The organism is Flavobacterium hercynium (assembly GCF_002217285.1).
In the GTDB taxonomy this organism is placed as follows: domain Bacteria; phylum Bacteroidota; class Bacteroidia; order Flavobacteriales; family Flavobacteriaceae; genus Flavobacterium; species Flavobacterium hercynium.
Map to the genome: position 1 here is coordinate 243,768 of NZ_MUGW01000008.1, position 21,167 is coordinate 264,934.

A 21,167-nucleotide genomic window follows, 5' to 3' on the forward strand; every position below is an offset into this window, starting at 1 on the left:
TTGAAATACAGTATTCTATATTAAATTTACTAAAAAAATAACTACGATGATTATAAAAAGCCAAAAACTATTACAGCGTTTTGGGTTACAATTGGTTTATAAAGGCAATGGCATCTTTTTTATCCTGATGCAGCTGGGCGGTAAGTAGTTCAACAGAACCAAATTTTTGCTCCTCGCGAAGATATTGCAGTAACGAAACTTCTATTTGTTGTCCGTAAATATCGGCATCGAAGTCAAAAAGATGCACTTCAATACTTTGCTTCTCTCCATTTACAGTCGGATTAAAGCCGATATTCATCATTCCAAAAACTTCTTTTCCGCTAACAATCGCTTTAGCAACATAGACACCCGTTTTTGGAATTTTTTTATAATCCTCTTCGATGTTGATATTGGCTGTTGGAAAACCAATAGTTCTGCCTAACTGTTTTCCTTTTACAACTTCACCAATTAAAAAATAAGAATAGCCCAGATATTCGTTAGCTAAAGTAATATTGCCTTCATCTAGCGCTTTTCTGATTTTTGTAGAACTAACAGATACATCCTGAATTTCCTGAGCTGAGATTTGCTCTACTTCAAAACCATATTGGGCTCCAAAAGCAATTAAATGATCAATATTGGCCGTTCTGTTTCTGCCAAATCGATGATCGTGACCTATGATAATTTTTTGAATCTGAAATTGATTTACCAAAATAGAACTTACAAATTCTTCAGCGGTTAATCTCGAAAAACTTTCGTTAAAAGGATGAATAACAAGGTTTTCTATTCCTGTTTGATCTAAAAGTTTTGACTTTTCGGCAATCGTGTTCAAAAGTTTTATTTCTGATTTCTCCTGTAAAACCATTCTGGGATGCGGAAAAAAAGTAAGCACCAGACTTTCGTATTTACCGTTTTCAGTATTTTGAGTAATTCGTTCCAGAATTTTTTTGTGACCAATATGCACACCATCAAAAGTACCAAGAGTCAGAATAGTTTTCTTGGCAGACTGGAAATCGTTTATAGAATGAAAAAGCTTCAAAACAAATTATTTAAGATGTTGCAAATTTATACTATCTATTTTGAATTTTATGCTAAGCCGAATTGATTTTTTGCAGGCAGTGCATATTTCTTTTCTAAGTTGACTGTGAGAGCTTACTCAAAGAAATGTCTTATGTTGACAGTAATAAAAGGTATTTTATTTTTCATTCGTTTTAATTTTGAACTTTTAAAATATATAAATATGAAAAAAATATTACTTTTTTTATTAATTATTTTTAGTTGTTTCGAAATTAATGCTCAGAGCAATGATTTATGGCAAAAGTCAACTTTAAGTTCTGCTCTAAATAAAAAGATAAACGATGAATCTTCATCTGGTAAGTTGTATTACAAACTAAATGTAGATTTATTAAAGAAAAAACTTTCTGCAGCGACATCAAAAACATCGGGCAGTAAATCGTATGAAATTACAATTCCAAACTTAGATGGAAAATTCGAGAAATTTGCGGTTTCAGAATATTCTAATTTCGAACCGGAGTTGCAGGCAAAATATCCCGAAATAAGATCGTATCAGGGGCATGGAATAGATGACAAATCGGCTAAGATTCATTTTAGTGTTTCTCCTTTAGGGTTACAAACAATGGTCTTTCGCGCTGATAAAGCAACGGAATTAATAGAAAAAAATACTGAAGATGAGACAGAGTACGCTTTGTTTACATTTGAAAATAGTGAAAATCCGTATGAATTTATATGTACTACTGATACTTCAGCTTTTAGTGAAAGTACGACTGGTAAGACTGCTAAGATATCTTCGAATAAAAAAGTGTTTAAAAAAATGCGATTGGCATTATCCTGTACGGGTGATTATGCCCAATATTTTGGCGGTACAAAAGCAGGGGCTTTGGCAGGAATGAATGCAACAATGACAAGGATCAACGGAATTTTTAATAAAGATTTAGCTTTACAATTGATATTAGTTGCAAATACTGATGCAGTAATTTATACAGACCCGGCAACAGATCCATACGGATCTCAAAGTGGTTGGAATAGACAAGTTCAGCTTACTTTGACAAATGAAATTGGAGATGCTAATTACGATATTGGACATTTATTTAGTTTTACAGGCGGAGGAGGAAATGCAGGTTGTATAGGTTGTGTTTGTAGTAGTCCGGCATCACAAAATTCTATAGAAAAAGGAGGCGCTTATTCTTCCGTTAGTAATATTAGAAAACCAGACTTAGGTTATTTTGATCTTGTTGTAGCTCATGAAATGGGGCATCAGTTAGGTGCTAATCATACATTTTCTTATGCACTTGAAGGAAATCTATGGAGAAATGTTAACGTTGAGCCGGGTAGTGGTTCTACAATAATGGGATACGCTGGAGTATCAGGAGGGTATGATGTTCAAAATACTCCGGATGATTATTTTGCGTATTCGAGTATTTTGCAAATCATGCAAAATCTTGATTTTAAAAGATGCCCTGTAAATATACAGATAGCAAATAATCCTCCAATTATTAATGCCGGAGCTGATTATGAAATTCCTATAAGTACAGCATTTGTTTTAAAAGGTACAGGTTCAGATCCTGAAGGCGATCAGGTTACTTACAACTGGGAAGAGAATGATGCTGCAACTACAACTTCTAAAGCTAATAGTATCGCATATCCTACAAAACCTGACGGCCCCCTGTTTAGATCTGTAAAACCGGGTACGTCACCAATTCGCTACATGCCTGATTTGAATTTAGTTCTTCAAAACAGATTAAGTACAAGTTGGGAATCTGTTTCGTCAATTTCAAGAAAACTGAATTTTACTTTGACAGGAAGAGACAATGCCGGCTTAGGAATGGCTCAAACCAATACAGATGCAATGTTTGTAGATGTTACTTCGCTTGCAGGACCATTTGTGGTAACATCTCAAAGTACCGATAATGTATATTGGGACAGAAGTTCAAGTCAAAAAATAACCTGGGATGTAAATAATACCGATAAACTAACGGGTTCTTCGACAGTAAATATTAAAATGTCCATAGACGGCGGACTTACATTTCCATTTATTTTAGCATCGAATACACCAAATGACGGATCAGAGGTTGTGGTAGCTCCTACGAATGTAAAAGCATCCATAAATTGCAGAATTTTAGTAGAACCAACCGGAAATATTTATTATGCCGTTAACAGTAAGCCGTTTTCAATAGGTTATGGAGCAGCAGCATCTTGCAATTCGTATAGTTTTGGTTCGGGTTTTGATATTCCGGAAAGTGCTCGTTTTACAGAACGAACTGTAAGAGTACCGGCTTTAAATGATAAGTTGTTAAATATTAGTGTAGCGCTAAATGTAGAGCACCAAAGATCTTCAGATCTTGAAATTGAAATCGTAAGTCCTCGTGGCACAACAGTTCAACTGTTTAACAGAAACTGTAACAGTAATAAACTTGACTTGCTTTTTGATGATGCTGGTTTTGATCTGGACTGCAGTAATACATCAAGGCAGATTGTTTTACCAGTTAATTATTTAAAAACATTTTTGGGTGAGGATCCGCAGGGAGTATGGACTTTTAGAATTCGTGACAGATATGTAAATGTCACTGGAAGAATAAATGCAGCTTCTTTAGAAATTTGTACCGGAGATCCTAGTTTAGGGACAACCAATCCGGAGTTGAAAGAAGATGCTTTTGCAGTCTTTCCAAATCCAAATAAAGGAAGTTTTACCGTTCAGTTTCAAAGTAAGTCTTTACTTGGCGTAAAAGTGTATGTACATGATGTTTTTGGTAAAAATGTCTATGCTGATACTTTTGAAAGCAGTGCCGACTTTTCTCAAAAAATCAACTTACCAGGTATTGCAGCTGGAGTTTATTTAGTAACGGTAGTTGATGGAAGTCAAAAAATGGTCAAAAAGATTATAGTGAATTAGCATCTTTATAATAATATAGTTCAAGTCAAAAGCATTTTACTGTTGAAACAAATGTTTTATAACCCATTGATCGGAATGCCTAAATACGGTTTTCTGATCAACGGGTTTTTAATTTTAGACTAACCAAAATTGATTTTTTTAGATTGATTATAGGATATAACTCATTGATATGTCCTCTACTAATAGTATTGAAAGGTAATTTGATAGTAATTCGTTTTAATTTTGGAGATCCTAAATTTCCAAATATGAAAAAGAAGTTACTTTTTTTAGTACTTACGTTTTATTGTCTCCAAATACAGGCTCAACATACTGATTTGTGGCAAAAAGTAACTGGAAGTACTGTTTCAGATAAAAATGCAAGCGATAAAACATCAGGTAAGTTCTATTATAATTTAGATGTAGATTTATTAAAGAAAAAGCTTTCTTCGGTAACAGCTAAAAAATCTGGCAGTGGATCTTATGAAATTACAATTCCAGATCTAGACGGAGCTTTTGAAAAATTTACAGTTTGGGAATCTTCCAATTTTGAACCGGAACTGCAGGCAAAATATCCGGATATTAAATCCTATCAAGGACGTGGTGTAGATGATAAAACAGCTAAAATTCATTTTAGCTTTGCGCCAATCGGAATGCAAGTCATGGTATCTCGTGAGGATAAACCCAACGAGTATGTTGAGGTGCATGCTAAAAGTAAAAACGAGTACGTTTTATTTAGTGCTGAAAACAATGATAGTTCTGATGGCATAACTTGTGAAACACTTGATGCAGATACGAATATAGATAATTTAGTTACGACAGCGAAGGGATCAGTAGATACGGGAGTTTTTAAAAAATTCAGACTGGCATTATCCTGTACCGGAGAATATGCTCAGTATTTTGGAGGTACAAAAGAGGGGGCTTTGGCAGGAATGAATGCTACCCTGACAAGAGTAAATGCTATTCTGAACAAAGATTTATCTATGGAGTTGGTTTTAATTGCCAATACCGATGCAGTAATTTACACCGATCCAATGACAGATCCTTATTCTGACGCTACAAGTTGGAGGATTCGACGGGTTTGGGTGAATGAAGTTCAGCAAACTATGACAGCTGAAATAGGTGAGGCTAATTATGATATCGGACATTTATTTGGACTTTCTGGAGGTGGAGGACTTGCCACTGTAGGAGCAGTGTGTAATAGCCCGGCGCCGGGTGGTTCTTTTGGAAAAGCTGCTGCCTGTTCATCAACAGCAGGGAAGAGAGCGCCAAAAGGTGATTCTTTTGATCTTATGGTAACGCATGAAATAGGCCATCAATTAGGTGCGTCTCATGCTTACTCTTATCAAATTAATGGAACTAGTACGTCTAATGAACCTGCTAGCGGTTCTACTATAATGAGTTATGCAGGAGTAACCAGGAAATATGATTTGCAAGAAGAACCAGATGATTATTTTTCTCATGCCAGTATACTGCAGATTCAAAATAAACTTGCAGGCAAAACATGTTCTCAAAATATAAATTTAACAGATGCTCCTCCACTAGTAGATGCAGGTACTGATTATACCATTCCGATAAATACACCATTTGTTTTAAAAGGAACAGGTTCTTCTTCTGCAGGAAGTCAACTTACCTATACCTGGGAACAAAATGATCCTGCAATTACTACAGATGCTGATGATAGTTTTGCATACCCTGCTAAACCGGATGGTCCGCTATTCAGATCAGTATATCCTGGTGTATCTCCTGTTCGATACATGCCAGCTTTAAGGGCAGTTCTTCAAAACAAATTGAGTACCAACTGGGAATCCGTTTCATCTGTTTCAAGAACATTGCATTTTAGTATAACTGCAAGAAATAATGCCGCGTTAGGAATGGCTCAGACAAGTGCAGATGAGATGATCGTAAATGTTAGTGCTGAGGCAGGACCATTTGTAGTAACGTCTCAAAATAGGGATGATATAAATTGGGAGAAAGGTTCGAGTCAGCTGGTAACTTGGGACGTTAATAATACAGATAAGCTCCAAGGTTCTTCCGCAGTAAATATTAAATTATCTATAGATGGAGGACTTACTTATCCAATTATTTTAGCATCAAATACACCAAATGACGGTTCAAGACTCATTGTAACTCCTACTAATATACCTACTTCTCTAAAATGCAGGATTTTAGTAGAACCAAGCGGAAACATTTATTATGCAGTTAACAGCAGATCATTTTCAATTGGTTACAAAGCACCGGTAATTTGCAATTCCTATACTTTTGATTCTTTTACTATTCCTATCAACAATCGTTTTACGGAGCGTACCGTTGCTGTACCGCCTTTAAAAGGAAAAATAGAAAATATAAGTGTTGCTGTTAGTTTAAAACATCAAAGATCTTCAGATCTTGAAATAGAAATAGTAAGTCCTCAGGGTACAAAAGTGAAACTGTTTCAAGAAAATTGTGATGCTAAAAATGATATTCTGGAGCTGGTTTTTGATGATTTCGGTATTGATTTAGATTGTTATGATAGTACAAGACAGGTTGTTTTGCCTGTTGATGTTTTAGAAATATTTAAGGCTGAGAACCCGGAGGGAGTGTGGACATTTAGAATTGTTGACAGGTATCTTGGTTACAGCGGAAGGGTAAATACTGCTTCTTTAGTAATTTGTACATCAGAGATACCAATAGAAGAAACTAAGCCAGAGTTGGAGAATACTGCTTTTGCGGTGTATCCAAATCCTAATAAAGGCAGTTTTACGGTTGAATTATATACCCAGTCTTTACATGGAGTCAAAGTTTATGTGCATGATGCTTTTGGTAAAAATGTATATGCAGATACTTTCGAAAGCAGTTTCTATTTTTCTCAAAAAATTAACTTACCGGGACTTTCAGCAGGAGTTTATTTGGTAACGGTAATTGACGGTAGTCAGAAAATGGTAAAAAAAATTGTAGTGTATTAATGCTTTCGCAACACAATACTCGACAATTAAATGAATTTAGTGAACGTATTTGTCAGAATGTCCAATGAAGTGTTCTCACGAATGGGTTTTTAATTGTATTGTAGAGAAGAGGTACTAAAAAAAGCCTTTTCATATTAGTAAAAAAATATTAAGCCCGTCTTTCCAATTAAATTTGGGCTAGTCTAATTTTATAAAAAAAGCAATGTTATTAATTTTATTCCTTTTGTATTGCAAAAATAGGTTCTTAAAAAGAACAACACTTTGATATTGAAAATCGTACAATTTTAACTTCATTAAATAAAGATAAAAATGTCTTGATCTGATATTAATACGACGTTTTGAGTTTTTTCTAAAAATTAGTTTTGTCTCTGTAAATTTAATATTAACAGGGAGAATAATACTTTTTTGCACCATTACTTAATTTTGAAAGAGTAAAGGTTTGAAACAGTATTGTTTAAACAAAAAACGAAACTACATGAAAAAACTTTACACTTTACTAATGCCGTTACTTAGCACTTTCATCCTGGCGCAAACCGGTATGGGGACACCAACACCCAGAGGAGCCCTCGATATAAACCGACCTTTAACAAATACTTTTGGACTAGTTTTACCCACAAACGCAGATACCGCCAATATGATAAATCCTCAGGGAGGAACCATTGCAGAGGGAACCGTGATGTATGACTCTACAGACAAATGTATTAAATTTTTTGATGGTACCTTATGGTCAAATTGTGTAGCTGTAGAAGCGCCAATTAATTATTTAGCTGTTGATTGCAGTATCCCTGGTTTTGCAGGAACTTTTGAAAAAGGAAAAGCACTTTCCGGAGCAACATTTAGTATTACGATTACCAATAATGGAGCAGTCACTTCTAAGCCTCTAACCTTTCAGACCAGTGATTTAGCTTTGAGTGGCGTAAGCGGTATAAGCGTTGCATCAGTTTCGCCGACTGCTGCGACTATAAACGCTGGTCAATCACTTACCATTGCTTATGGTTTTACGGGAACCCCAACTGATAAAGGAACCCTTACCGGTACTTGGGATAATCTGGGTTTAAATTGTGCTAATACGATTACTGTAAATCCTGGTAATGTACGTTTAGGCTATTATGGAAGTTATGTTATGGGTGGGTCTAGTTTTACCACATTTAATTCACAACTTAATGCCACTGCAAATTACGGTCTTAGAGGAACGTACAATAAAGTAAAAGGATTTACATTCACAAATATTTCAAGTATCTTATCCAATCTTACTGTAGCACAGTTATTAGCTAATTATGATGTGATTAGTGTAGGAAAAGCGGTAAGGAGTGCTGCTAATGTTGCGAAAGTTAAAGCTTATGCAGATGCAGGCGGAGTAGTGTTTGTACACTTAGAAGGTACAGATTCAAATAATTTACTTACTGCATTTGGTTTTACTGGAACTTTTTCATACGGTGTATCGAGAGCGGCTACGACCAATACTAATAGCATCAACAATGGCCTATTTGGCAATAGTACTAACATTACAGTGCAAACGGGTCATGATAATTCAGCACTTTTAAGAGCTAGTCAGTTACCAGCTAATGTTACTTTGCTTGCATCTAATGGAAGTAATCCGAGAGTTCTTATTACAGGAATACATAATAGCGTTATATTTTTTTGGGATGAAGATGTTCATCTTCATTCAACTATTAGTGGGACTACTATTGATACAGATCAAGAAAAGTTTTTACATAATCTTATGGCTTATGCTTTAGACAAAGTGATGTAATGTTAAAGTGAAAATTAAGAGTAAGATCTCGATTTTACTTAAAAAATTAGAAACCAACTCATTATGCAGGATGCCAAAATAAAGTGCCATAATCAATGGGTTTTATCAATTTTGTTTACAGCTGAATTCCTTTACCTGCGTACTGTTTTTTGCAGTGCATTTTGTAATGTATTCAATTCTTTTAAAAGGTAAATATTTATCATAAAGCGGTTAAGTGAAAAAACAGTGTAAAGCCTTTGTTTATTGTTTTTTTTATTTAAAAAATCAATTTTTATTGTGTAATTTTTTGCTCTGTTCTGAAATTTTTTAACTGAAAAATAGCAATAAAAATAAGTCCGATCTTGCTAGGTGAAAAAAATATTTTTTCTCTGTTTTCAATTATGTTTGCTTTTCGATAAAGTTAACAAACGCATGAAAAAATAAATACTTTAAAAATGTTATTTCCATTAATGACTATTTTTTTGAGAGGTACATGGTTCGTGGCAGAAGACTCAATTCTGTCTGAGGAATTTTGCCACGAAGCGGTACCAAATGAAATAACAGATGAAGATTAAAAAAAAGGATTTTTTATTTTTCCTAAGATAAAAATAGAATTGTTTTTAATGTTTGCTTTACTCTTAATCATTGGAAACTTCAGTTTGTTACTTATAATCTTTCGGGTACTTTAAGTACGTTAGGTTCTGATTCAAAAGGTAGTTTGAACTATACTGATTTTGTTATAGTGTTGTATAGCAGTTTGTTGTTTGTGTATTAAACTATAGTTTATTTGTATGAAAAGTATTGTTTCAACACTGCATGAAAAGAACATGCTTTTGTGGTAATGAATTTTTTATGGGGCTAAGCCGAAAACCCGAAAAAGAGTAGGCACTATTTTAAATAAAATTTTTTATGAAGAAAACAGTACAGAATCTTGCCGGAAGGTGTTGGAATTTAATTGGTCAAAGTAAAGGCATGAAATCTTTAATGATAATTGCTTTAAGTATTAGCATGGTTTCCTGCTCTAATGATGAGGTGGAATCAGTTAATACCTCAGTCGAAAAACCAAAAGAAGAAGTACCGGCAGAAGAAAAATCGAATACAGGAAAAAAATTTACTAACTACTATTCTTTAAAAAAATGGATGGAAAGAATACCTAACTACACTGATATAACAAAAATGACCATTCCGGGTACACATAACTCAGGTGCTCTATTTGATTATAAAGCAGGACCGATTGGACTTCAAAATGCAGGTAAAACACAAAACTATAATATTACAGCGCAACTTAATATGGGGGTTAGATTTTTGGATATACGTTGTAAAATTGTAAAAAACAAGTTAGTTATTTATCATGGCATCGCAGATCAAAAGCAAACATTGTATGATGTTTTAACTGTAGTCGAGAAATTTTTAAGCGAAAATCCATCTGAGTTCATTTTTTTATCTATAAAAAAAGAAGATGATAAAGACAGTTTGGCCGAATTTCAAAGACTTTTGAGATCCTACTTTTCTAATAATAAATTTTGGGACAGAGTATACAAAAACAATAATGGATTTCCTTATTTAAAGGATGTTAGGGGAAAGATAGTATTGATTAAAAGATTTGGCGGATTTGATGAAGCAGGTTACAGTGCTGCTTATGGATGGATGGATGATAGTGAAAATTTCATAATTAGAAATAACAATTATTCATTTAATGTTCAAGATGCATATATTGTTACTTACACAGATGATAAAGTGAATAATAGTAAAAAACAAATGGCTCGGGCAGGAAACTCAACGAACAAAAACGAATTATTTCTTAATTTTTACAGTGGATATAAAAAAATGTTTGGCAGGATTCCTAATGTAAGAAGTGTAAGCACTTATGTAAACCCAAAACTTAATTCTTATGTGGCTAAAACTAAAAGTCCACAATCTGGTTTCGGTGTTTGTATTTTAGATTTTATTGATGAGTCATTAAGTAAGACTATTGTTAACAAAAATATTTTTCAAGGTGATCCTGTTGATTTTGTAGAATGCGATGAATTTTAAAATTGAGTAACTACAGAAAAAAGATAGTGTTAAATACAAAGCAGCAGCAAAAACTTTTTTTGCTGCTGCTTTTGTTTATCCTTGTAGCGGCTGTATTATCAAATTGATAATCATATAAAAAAAATAAATTATATAATTGAAGCGGTCAAAGCGTCATCAATACCCATTTTTTTTCAGAATTAATCTATTAAATGATTCTTAACTTAAAAAATTAATTTAATTAGTTTATTTTTGATTTATTAAATGGACTCTGATTATGAAAAGACAACTACTTTTTTTATTGATTATTTTTTGTTGTGTCAAAATCAATGCACAAAGTGATGCATTATGGAAACAATCTTTTTCAAAATCAGACCTGACGAGCAGAGTTAATTCAGGAGCTGCAGAAAAATTGTATTATAAATTGAATACTGATTTTCTGCAAATAAAATTGGCCTCTACTACTAGTAAATATGCCAAAAGCAATATTACAGAAGTTACAATTCCAAATGCTGACGGTGTTTTAGAGCGATATGCAGTTTGGGAATCTTCTAATTTTGATCCGGAACTACAAGCAAAATATCCGGAAATAAGATCCTATCAGGGAAATGGTCTGGATGATTCAGGAGCTAAAATTCATTTTAGTGTATCTCCACTCGGAATCCAGACTATCGTTTTTCGTGTCGATAAACCAACAGAATTTATAGAAACAAATCCCGAAGACAAAACAGAATATGTTTTGTTTACATCTAAAAATAAAACAAATACCAATAAATTGGTATGCAGTACAGTTGCATCAGGTCAAAATACTACCAATTCGAAAACAGCAAAAACAAGTTCGAATACTAAGGTCTTTAAAAAAATGCGATTGGCATTATCCTGTACAGGTGAATATGCACAATATTTTGGAGGTACCAAAGTAGCGGCATTATCGGCTATGAATGCTACAATGACAAGGGTAAATGCTGTTTTTAATAAAGATTTAGCAGTAGAGTTAGTTTTAATTGCTAATAATGATATCCTAATTTATACCAACGCAACAACAGATCCTTATTCCAATGCGAATGTAGGAGTTAATGGAGCATGGGCAACAGAAGTTCAGAATACAATAAAAAATGTAATTGGAGAAGCCAATTATGATATCGGACATTTATTTGGTGCTACAGGCGGTGGAGGAAATGCAGGATGTATCGGTTGTGTTTGTATCAGCCCAACAACAAATGATCCTTTAGGAAAAGGCAGTGCTTATACTTCGCCTTCAGATGGCAAACCGGAAGGAGATAATTTTGATATCAACTTTGTAGCGCATGAAATGGGGCATCAGTTAGGAGCTACACATACTTTTTCGCACGATATCGAAGGAACCGGAACAAGTGTTGAGCCGGGAAGTGGTTCTACGATCATGGGATATGCCGGTATAACAGAGGGTTTTGATGTTCAATCCGATTCTGATGATTATTTTGCGTATGCAAGTATTTTTCAAATTCAGACAAATCTTGCGAATAAACCCTGTGTTACCAATTTAGCATTAACCAACAATCCTCCTGTGGTGAGCGCAGGTGGCAACTTTACTATTCCAATAAGTACCCCATTTATTTTGACCGGAACAGGTTCAGATCCTGAAAATGATCAATTGAGTTTTACGTGGGAGCAGAATGATAGCGCAGCATCAACTTCAGGGAGTAATAGTGTTGCCTATGCTACAAAGCCGGATGGTCCATTGTTCAGATCCTTTAATCCGGGTAAATCTCCGGTTCGCTATATGCCAGCCTTAAATTCAGTATTACAAAACAGACTAACAACAAGATGGGAATCCGTTTCGTCAATTGCAAGAACGTTGAATTTTAGTTTAACCGCGCGGGACAATGCTGCTTTGGGAACAGCTCAGACGAATACAGACGAAATGATGGTTAATGTATCGTCGCAAGCAGGACCATTTTCGATAACATCACAAAACAGTTCCGATTTAAGCTGGGATTTAGGATCTAACGAAAGTGTAACCTGGAACGTTAACAGCACGAATATGTTGCAAGGATCATCCAATGTAAATATAAAACTTTCTACAGACGGAGGTATAACATTCCCCATAATTTTAGCAGCCAATACACCCAATGATGGTTCAGAAATTGTTAAAGTTCCGGAAGATATAACACCATCTACCAATTGCAGAGTTTTGGTAGAACCTTTTGGAAATATTTATTATGCTATTAACCTAAAACCTTTCGCGATTGGTTATGTATCTTCAACTGTTTGTGAAACCTATAGTTTTGGAGCTTCTTACAACATACCTTTTGGAAATACCTTTACCGAAAAAACAGTAACTGTACCGGCATCAACAGGAACTTTAGCCGATGTTAACGTATCAGTAAATGTAACACACTCGAGATTATCTGATCTTGAAATGGAAATGGTAAGTCCAAGTGGCACAACAGTGTCGTTGTATAATAAGGATTGCGCTACAAATGGTACTTTAGTCGTACAGTTTGATGATGCAGGAGGAAATTTTGATTGTAGTAAAACCACAACTCAAGTGGTAATGCCAGTGGGTTGGCTGAGCGCATTTAATGGTGAAAATCCGGAAGGAGCATGGACGTTTAGAGTACGAGATAATGTTGCGGGTAGTTTTGGTGTTATGAATGCGGTTTCTTTGAATTTGTGTAACCAGACTTTTAAATTAGGTACATCAGATCCTAAAGAAGAAGATTTGAGTTTTGCTATTTTTCCAAATCCCAACAAAGGAGCTTTTACCATACAATTTAAAACGCAGTCTAAAGAAGACATAAAAATATACCTTCATGATATTTTAGGAAAAAGTGTCTATACCGATACTTTCCAAAACGTTTCTAATTTCTTCCAGAAAATTGAGTTAAAGAATGTTTCAGCCGGACTTTATCTGTTAACAATTGTAGATGGAGGTCACAGAACAGTAAAGAAAATAGTAGTATACTAACGTTGCTGTAGTCATTTTTACGAATGTGCTATTGCCATACAGGCGATACTGATCTTGATTCCCGGAATTTTAAGCAAGGCACGACAGCAGGCTTCTAAAGTTGCCCCAGTGGTGAGAACATCGTCGATTAATAGAAAATGCTTATTCTGGCTTTTTTCAGAATCGATTACGTCGAATATATCTTCAATATTCTCAGACCTTCCAAGTAAACTTTTTTGAGATTGTGTTTTCGAGTGTTTTTTACGGTACAAAACGGTATCTTGATATGGAATATCTAAACCTCTAGATAAAGCTTTTCCAAAAGTTGTGACCTGATTGTAACCGCGTTTCTTATACTTTTTTGGATGAAGGGGAACCGGAATTACGGCATCGAAAGGTGTTTTTAAAAGTATGTTTTTTAAATCTTCAACATACCATTCTCCCAAAACAGTTCCAATTTGCTGGTGACCTTTGTATTTAAGATTATGAATAAGTTCCTGTACAATCCCTTTTTTATTATAGTACAAAAAAGCAGAAGCGTGTTCAATGTCAATTTTGCCATAAAACTTTTTTACAGCTTCATTGTTAGCATCAAGATGATATTGAGTAAGTGGAATTTCATGACGGCAAACTGTGCACAAAACAGTTTCGTTGGTTAATAAAAGAGAGTGACAACCGGCACAAACCTTAGGAAAAAAGAGGTCAATAATTGATTTAAACACAAACAGAAAGAATATAGTTACAAATCTAACCAAAACAATCTTGCAAACTTTATTATTTTTCTTTTTTTTAAAGGGACTTTTTATATTTTTGCATCACTATGGCAAAACAAGAAGATATATTTAAGAATGTGGTTTCGCACGCAAAAGAGTACGGATTTATTTTTCCGTCAAGCGAAGTATACGATGGATTGAGTGCAGTGTATGATTATGCACAAAATGGTGTCGAGTTAAAAAAGAATATTCGTGAATATTGGTGGAAATCAATGGTTCAGATGAATGAAAATATTGTCGGCCTTGATGCTGCCATATTGATGCACCCAACAACCTGGAAAGCTTCAGGTCACGTTGATGCCTTCAATGACCCGTTAATTGACAACAAAGATTCTAAAAAAAGATATAGAGCAGACGTTTTGGTAGAAGATTTTGCTGAAAAAATCAATCTGAAAGCCAAAAAAGAAATCGAAAAAGCAAAAGAACGTTTTGGAGATGCTTTTAATGAGCAGGAATTTATTACAACCAATGCGCGTGTTGTAGAATACCTTGCAAAAGAAAAAGAAATTCGTGAAAGATTAGGACGCTCTTTGGGCGCCGGAGATCTTGACGATGTAAAAGCGTTAATCGAAGAGCTGGAAATTGCAGATCCTGAAACAGGTTCTAAAAACTGGACAGAAGTACGTCAGTTCAATTTAATGTTCGGAACAAAATTAGGAGCTTCTGCAGATTCTGCAATGGATTTATATTTACGTCCGGAAACAGCTCAGGGTATTTTTGTGAATTTTGCCAATGTACAAAAGTCAGGCAGAATGAAAGTTCCTTTTGGAATTGCCCAAACCGGAAAAGCGTTTAGAAATGAAATTGTAGCAAGACAATTTATTTTCCGTATGCGTGAATTCGAACAAATGGAAATGCAGTTTTTTGTACGTCCGGGAGAAGAAATGCAATGGTACGAACACTGGAAAACAACACGTTTGAACTGGCACTTATCTTTGGGGTTAGGAAAAGAGAATTACCGTTTTCATGATCACGAAAAATTAGCACATTATGCCAATGCTGCTGCAGATATCGAGTTCAATTTTCCTTTTGGATTTAAGGAATTAGAAGGAATTCACTCGCGTACTGATTTCGATTTAAAAGCGCACGAAGAATACTCAGGAAGAAAATTACAATATTTTGATGCTGAATTAAATCAAAACTACGTGCCGTATGTAGTAGAAACTTCAGTAGGTTTAGATCGTATGTTCCTCGCTGTTTTTGCAACTTCATTACAAGAAGAAACATTAGAAGACGGTTCTACAAGAACAGTACTTAAATTGCCTGCTGTTTTAGCGCCAACAAAAGCGGCTGTCCTGCCATTAGTGAAGAAAGACGGATTACCTGAAATATCTAAAAAAATCATCGAAGATCTTAAATGGGATTTTAATGTGTCGTATGATGAAAAAGATGCAGTGGGTCGTCGTTACAGAAGACAAGATGCACTTGGAACACCGTTTTGTATCACTGTAGATCATCAAACTATTGAAGATGAAACAGTAACAATTCGTCATAGAGATACAATGAAACAAGATCGCGTTAAGATTTCTGAATTAAGAAACATTATCGAAAACGAAGTTTCGATGAAAAACTGGTTGATGAAAATGTAGCCTTTAGAAATAATACAATTCAAGTCCCAAATTCCATTAGGAGTTTGGGACTTTTTTATTCTAAATTATGTATTTTGTCGATGATATTTGTATTTCGTCCCTATTAGTCAATATTTTGTCGGAAAATTGCAACAATGTGACTTTGGAGTAATTTCAAATGATTAAATTTAATTGCTTTTACCAGCAGATAATTTTTCAAAACAATTAATACAGCTAAGGAGTAGCTGGAAGAAATTAACGAAAAATCAAGGAAAATAATATTGAAAAAATATTCATACATTATTATTGATGATGATGCTGAAAGTATTCTGAAAACCAAAACGATTGCAGGAAGGTATTCAGAACTAACTTTTGTCGGATCGGCTGTGGATTTTCAGCAGGGAATAAATCTGGTATTGGAACATGCACCTTCTATTATTTTTCTGGAGATTAAGCCCAAGGATGCCTCAAGTAATTTATCACTTTCTCTTATAAGCGAATTATATCGCTATCTTGCTGTTATTCCTAAAATTATAATTACTACCCTGAACAAAGATTTGGCTTTTGATGCTATTCAGTATGGTGTTTTTGATTATCTGTTAAAACCTGTTTTAGAAGTCGATTTGCTTAAAGTCATTATGAAGCTGGACAGGACAACATTGGCAGAAATCAGAAGTGAAATTGTTTCTTCATTAATCCCTGCAAAGCAACCGGCTGAAATTGGGGAGAAACCGTTTGTTTTAGGCATTAAATCATACGGAGATTATCGATATATAAACACAGCTGAAATTTGCTATTTTCAGGCAGATAATAACTCTACCGATATTTATCTAAAGTCCGGTGAAATGATTACTGCATTCAAAACATTAAAGCATTTTGAGAGTGTATTGCCTTATCCTTTTATTCGAATTCACAACAGTTACATCATCAATCGAAATTATATTTCGAGGATTCATAACGGGAACTCAGTATGTTACATCAAAAACTCCCATAAAAAGATTCCATTTTCTAAAACCTACAAACCAAATGTTGATATAATAATTAGCGATTTTAATGCTGGAAATTACTTAGAAGTCTAAAAATTAGGCGTTTACATGGATTTGACGTTCACTGACTATCAATTGGGCATGATCTACCATAAACTGCTTTTTTTGTGTAACTTTTTTTGATTGACGATGTAGTTTTACACTGTGATTAGCACAAAGCAATCACTACCCCAAACTCAAATTTATCAAAAACAAAACACTAAGATTATGAAAAAAGCAGCTTTAACATTCGGATTATTTTCTTTAGTAATGGTAGCAACTTCATTTACAACTCCTGAAATAATGTCTATTGATAACAATCAGCCGGCGTTAAGAGAAAGAGAAGGTAATGGAACTGGCAGCGTAACAGGAGGTCAGACTAAAAAGGTTGATTTATATGATACAAATGCACAGACTTTTGTGCGTAGCAGTGCTTTAAATATAGAAGCAAATGTCAATCAGTCTTTAGGATTGAACAAAAAACAAGATTAAATTTTAAATAGATTTAAATACCATAAAGGTTGTCAAATTATTGACAACCTTTTTTTATGTTCATAGTTTTAGTATTTTTGAGCAACTTCCAAAAAAAATACCAAAAAATACCATTGAAGAAAACAGGTGTAATAATCGTGCTTTTATGTTGTGCTTTCTGGGCTTGTTCCAGAAAAGCAAAGACAGATAATGAAAAAAGTCCTGTAAAAGATAGTCTTCCTGCGTATCTTTCATTGGCTAATGAGGATAATTTGCCACTTAAATTCAAACAAAAATACAATCAGAAAGCCCTGGCCATTATTTTAGAACAACAGGATGATTCTGTAAACAAAGCCAATTTTTTTAAAGTAGCCAATCGTTACTACAATATGGGCGATTGGAAATCGTATTTTAAAACCACAAAATTAATTCTTGAACGTTCTGAAAAAAATAAAGATTCAGCTACTACAGCCAAAGCCTATTCTTATTTAGGAGATTATTACATTGTGCAATCTATTCCTGATAGTGCTTTTTTGAGTTATTACAAAGCAGAAAAATTGTATCTGCGCCTTAAAGACGAATATAATATTGCCAGAACGTTCCTAAACAAAGCAAGTCTGCAGTATAACGAAGGTGATTTTTTTGAAAGTGAGATAACCGTTTTTAAAGCGTTAAGCAGTCTGAAAAAGCAAAAAAAAGTCAATGAGCTTTTTTATGAAAGTTATAATCTTTTAGGAATATTATACAATGAAAGAGAAGAATATGCTAAGGCCTTAGAGTTTCAGACAAAAGCATTACAGGTATTAGAAGATCAGACTATTCCAGCTGAATTTCAATACAGAGCAACATCTCTGAACAATGTTGGATATGTTTATATGAATATGAACGATTATAAGCAGGCTAAAGATTATTTTGTAAAAGCGTTGAAAGAAAAAAATCTTTTTGAAGACAAAGCACCTCTGTATGCTACTTTGCTTGATAATTTAGCGTATTCGAAGTTTAAACTAAAAGAATCAGACCAGTTACCGGAATTGTTTAAACAATCGCTTAAGGTCAGAGATAGTTTGGGATTAAAAGCTGCTGTCATTTCCAGTAAAATTCATTTATCAGAATATTTTGCCTTCAAAAAAGATACTTTTAAAGCCATTCAGTTTTGTAAACAGGCCTTGACATTGGCGAGATCTTCCGGCAAGACAATCAATACATTGTCAGCATTACGTCAAATAGCCATTATTGATCCTCAAAATGCAGCAATTTATTCTAAAGAATACATTCATCTTAACGGACGAATGCTAAAAGCAGAAAGAAGTATGGGAGAGAAATTTTCTCGTATTGAATATGAAACCAATGAAATAAAAGATCAAAATTTTAGTTTACAGGAAAAGAATAAAACACTGGTTTATGTTTTTAGTATTTGTACTTTAATTGGATTGTTTTTTTATGTTTATAAAACCCAACAGGCAAAAAACAGAGAATTGCTTTTTAAACAGCAGCAGCAAATAGCCAATGAAGATATTTATAATCTGATGCTTTCACAACAAAACGATATAGAATTAACGCGAATCAGAGAAAAGAAAAAAGTAGCACAGGACCTTCATGATGGTGTGTTGGGCAGAATGTTTGGCGTTAGAATCAGTCTGGACAGTTTAGATAAGATTGATGAAGCAGAAGCGGCAGAAAAAAGAAAAAAGTACCTGACGGAGCTAAAAAACATTGAAGAAGATATTCGCGAAATTTCACATGATTTAAGCAGGGAGAAATCAGAATTGATTAATAATTTTGTGGTGATATTAAATAAATTATTTGAGAATCAGCAAAATATATACAATGCAAAAGTAATTACTTTTTTTGACCCTCAGATTAAATGGGAATTGGTAGAAAATGCAGTCAAAATAAATTTGTACAGAATTGTGCAGGAAGCACTTCAAAATTGTAATAAATACTCAGAAGCAGATTTTATTACGGTTGAATTTAAGAGCGAGATCAATCATTTAATTTTATCCATTTTTGATAACGGAAAAGGATTTGATACCAAAAGAACTAAGAACGGAATAGGTTTACACAACATAGAATATCGTGCAAAAGAGTGTAAAGGATCTGTAAACATAAAATCGGGAAAAGGAAAAGGAACTTTGCTCGTTATAAAAGTACCCATAGATCAAAAAATTAACCTACAAAATAATGACAGCTGAACTAAACGCCCCAGTTTCGCCTCTTATTAAGCATAATATCTTAATAGTAGATGATCATCCTTTTATAATAGAAGGATACAAAAATGCCATAACACGTTATAGCCCTAAAAAGTATGAATTTGCTATTTTTCAGGCACATGATTGCAGATCAGCTTATGATTTAATTACGGATAAACAAACGCCGGATTTTGATGTTGCCTTTTTAGATATCAGCATGCCGGCTTATGAAGAAAAAGATCTTTTTAGCGGAGAAGATTTAGCAAAATTAGTACTAAGTAAAATGCCCAATTGCAGCATTATTTTACTTACGATGTATACAGAATTACTTAAAATAAAAACCATTATAAGAACTATAAATCCAAATGGATTGATAATAAAAAATGATCTCACTTTTGATGAATTACTTTTTGCATTCGATAAAGTAATGAAAAATGATAAATATTACAGTCAGTCGGTTCAAAAAATGCTCAACCAGTCTCATCATAATTCAATAGAAATTGATGAATTTGATAAACAAATTTTATTTCATTTGTCAAAACAAACTCCAATGCATGAAATGCCACATTATATTCCCATTTCTTTAAATGCAATTCAAAAGAGAAAAATGAACTTGAAAGAGCTGCTCAAAATAAAGTCAGATAACGACGAAGATTTAGTAAAAGAAGCCAAAAGCAAAGGCCTATTCTAGCGAAAAAATCATACAAAAATCGGCACATAAAATTTGTCGGTTTTTTTTTATACTTTTTTTGAAATGAAAAAGTGAAATTTATTTAATTGATTTTCAGTATTTAAAATGCCATTTGTGCTGATATTTCTTATTTTAAATTATGTCCTATTTTGGTATAAATTAGGCTTTGAATATTTAAACGATTTATTTAAGTAGGCTTATCTTTACATAATTAACGATACACCACTTTTTATATGCCAGTTAGCCAAAAAATAGAGCAATTATTATCCCATAAATATCGTACAAATATTGTAGTTACAACAAATGATCAAAATCCAAAAGTCGTTGTTATTACAGATGTCGAATCCGGTACGATGTTTTGGACTATCGAAGCTTCTATGTATAGTTTCAAAGATGAGAATGACAATGTTTGGGTAACTCCTCCGCATTCTGTAAATGTTGGTGATGAAAAATATCAGCCAAAAATTGGAGATCACCTCAAAGGCCCGGATGGGGAAAGCTGTTTTTTTTCCAGCAAAGAAGCAGTTGTTGATTTAGCAGTAAGCTATTTCGAAAAACATATCGATATCACGTATGGGCTTCAGTTTAAAATGTCAACCTGCTATTTTGAAGATTCAGAAGCCGGAGAAAATTTTACCTATCAGTTAAATTATAAAAAGTTTAAATGCTCTGTTTATAAAGGAATTAAGAGATATATCTCTTTTAATTAATTGTTTTAGTTATGAGTTATAAATTATGAGTTGTTTCTTTTAGTTATGAATTATGAGTTTTAATTTGTTTGACATTACCATTTAATTAAAAAAGTCACAATTCAATATTCCAAAATCCAATATTCCTCGATCCAACAACTCACAACTCACAATTCACAATTCACCACTCACCACTCAAAAAAATGTCTTAATCTAATATTAATAAGACTTTATGGGTTCTTTTTGTGCGCTTATATTTACAGTAATAATAATTAACTGT

The 21,167-nt window shown here is 33.7% G+C and carries 13 protein-coding genes; 11 read left to right on the forward strand and 2 right to left on the reverse strand.

What is annotated here, in order from left to right; translation table 11 throughout:
• Window positions 1-85: 85 nt before the first annotated feature.
• The gene (locus B0A66_RS03945; RefSeq protein WP_089048547.1) at window positions 86-1,015 is read right to left on the reverse strand and encodes a bifunctional riboflavin kinase/FAD synthetase; all 930 of its coding nucleotides are present in this window, start codon (window positions 1,013-1,015) and stop codon (window positions 86-88) included.
• Between the two features lie 201 nt (window positions 1,016-1,216).
• Between B0A66_RS03945 and B0A66_RS03950 the strand changes: the two genes are divergently transcribed.
• The 5 genes from B0A66_RS03950 to B0A66_RS03975 all read left to right on the forward strand — a co-directional run bounded on the left by B0A66_RS03950 (window position 1,217) and on the right by B0A66_RS03975 (window position 13,502).
• A complete protein-coding gene (locus tag B0A66_RS03950; RefSeq protein WP_089048548.1) occupies window positions 1,217-3,886 on the forward strand; it encodes a zinc-dependent metalloprotease in 2,670 nt (889 codons plus the stop codon).
• Between the two features lie 245 nt (window positions 3,887-4,131).
• On the forward strand, window positions 4,132-6,807 hold the full coding sequence (locus tag B0A66_RS03955; protein WP_089048549.1) for a zinc-dependent metalloprotease: 2,676 nt from the start codon (window positions 4,132-4,134) through the stop codon (window positions 6,805-6,807).
• Between the two features lie 475 nt (window positions 6,808-7,282).
• Window positions 7,283-8,560 carry a hypothetical protein gene (locus tag B0A66_RS03965; RefSeq protein ID WP_089048551.1) on the forward strand — a complete coding sequence of 426 codons (1,278 nt, stop codon included), beginning with the start codon at window positions 7,283-7,285 and terminating at the stop codon, window positions 8,558-8,560.
• Window positions 8,561-9,448: 888 nt separating this feature from the next.
• Complete coding sequence (locus tag B0A66_RS03970; RefSeq protein ID WP_089048552.1) at window positions 9,449-10,573, forward strand: phosphatidylinositol-specific phospholipase C; 1,125 nt, start codon at window positions 9,449-9,451, stop codon at window positions 10,571-10,573.
• A gap of 256 nt (window positions 10,574-10,829) precedes the next feature.
• Window positions 10,830-13,502: a zinc-dependent metalloprotease gene (locus B0A66_RS03975; RefSeq protein WP_089048553.1), complete on the forward strand. Its 2,673-nt coding sequence runs from the start codon at window positions 10,830-10,832 to the stop codon at window positions 13,500-13,502.
• A 17-nt stretch (window positions 13,503-13,519) separates the two neighbouring features.
• Here the strand turns inward: B0A66_RS03975 and B0A66_RS03980 are convergent, their stop codons facing one another.
• Window positions 13,520-14,203: a ComF family protein gene (locus tag B0A66_RS03980; RefSeq protein WP_089048554.1), complete on the reverse strand. Its 684-nt coding sequence runs from the start codon at window positions 14,201-14,203 to the stop codon at window positions 13,520-13,522.
• 98 nt (window positions 14,204-14,301) lie between these two features.
• Here B0A66_RS03980 and B0A66_RS03985 point away from each other — a divergent pair, with 98 nt between their 5' ends.
• The 6 genes from B0A66_RS03985 to B0A66_RS04010 all read left to right on the forward strand — a co-directional run bounded on the left by B0A66_RS03985 (window position 14,302) and on the right by B0A66_RS04010 (window position 20,908).
• On the forward strand, window positions 14,302-15,843 hold the full coding sequence (locus B0A66_RS03985) for a glycine--tRNA ligase (protein WP_089048555.1): 1,542 nt from the start codon (window positions 14,302-14,304) through the stop codon (window positions 15,841-15,843).
• A gap of 260 nt (window positions 15,844-16,103) precedes the next feature.
• A complete protein-coding gene (locus tag B0A66_RS03990) occupies window positions 16,104-16,901 on the forward strand; it encodes a LytR/AlgR family response regulator transcription factor (protein WP_089048556.1) in 798 nt (265 codons plus the stop codon).
• 174 nt (window positions 16,902-17,075) lie between these two features.
• On the forward strand, window positions 17,076-17,339 hold the full coding sequence (locus B0A66_RS23070; protein WP_089048557.1) for a hypothetical protein: 264 nt from the start codon (window positions 17,076-17,078) through the stop codon (window positions 17,337-17,339).
• 113 nt (window positions 17,340-17,452) lie between these two features.
• The gene (locus B0A66_RS04000) at window positions 17,453-19,510 is read left to right on the forward strand and encodes a tetratricopeptide repeat-containing sensor histidine kinase (protein WP_244283383.1); all 2,058 of its coding nucleotides are present in this window, start codon (window positions 17,453-17,455) and stop codon (window positions 19,508-19,510) included.
• Window positions 19,500-20,198, forward strand: coding sequence for a response regulator (locus tag B0A66_RS04005; RefSeq protein WP_089048558.1), 699 nt, complete (start codon window positions 19,500-19,502; stop codon window positions 20,196-20,198). The genes B0A66_RS04000 and B0A66_RS04005 overlap by 11 nt, the downstream gene beginning before the upstream one ends.
• A gap of 233 nt (window positions 20,199-20,431) precedes the next feature.
• A complete protein-coding gene (locus B0A66_RS04010) occupies window positions 20,432-20,908 on the forward strand; it encodes a hypothetical protein (protein WP_089048559.1) in 477 nt (158 codons plus the stop codon).
• The last annotated feature ends 259 nt before the right edge of the window (window positions 20,909-21,167 follow it).

Bases quoted from the DNA above. Each gene is read 5' to 3' on its own strand.
- B0A66_RS03950 (WP_089048548.1), top strand. From the start codon at position 1,217: ATGAAAAAAATATTACTTTTTTTATTAATTATTTTTAGTTGTTTCGAA.
- B0A66_RS03955 (WP_089048549.1), top strand. From the start codon at position 4,132: ATGAAAAAGAAGTTACTTTTTTTAGTACTTACGTTTTATTGTCTCCAA.
- B0A66_RS03965 (WP_089048551.1), top strand. From the start codon at position 7,283: ATGAAAAAACTTTACACTTTACTAATGCCGTTACTTAGCACTTTCATC.
- B0A66_RS03970 (WP_089048552.1), top strand. From the start codon at position 9,449: ATGAAGAAAACAGTACAGAATCTTGCCGGAAGGTGTTGGAATTTAATT.
- B0A66_RS03975 (WP_089048553.1), top strand. From the start codon at position 10,830: ATGAAAAGACAACTACTTTTTTTATTGATTATTTTTTGTTGTGTCAAA.
- B0A66_RS03985 (WP_089048555.1), top strand. From the start codon at position 14,302: ATGGCAAAACAAGAAGATATATTTAAGAATGTGGTTTCGCACGCAAAA.
- B0A66_RS23070 (WP_089048557.1), top strand. From the start codon at position 17,076: ATGAAAAAAGCAGCTTTAACATTCGGATTATTTTCTTTAGTAATGGTA.
- B0A66_RS04005 (WP_089048558.1), top strand. From the start codon at position 19,500: ATGACAGCTGAACTAAACGCCCCAGTTTCGCCTCTTATTAAGCATAAT.
- B0A66_RS04010 (WP_089048559.1), top strand. From the start codon at position 20,432: ATGCCAGTTAGCCAAAAAATAGAGCAATTATTATCCCATAAATATCGT.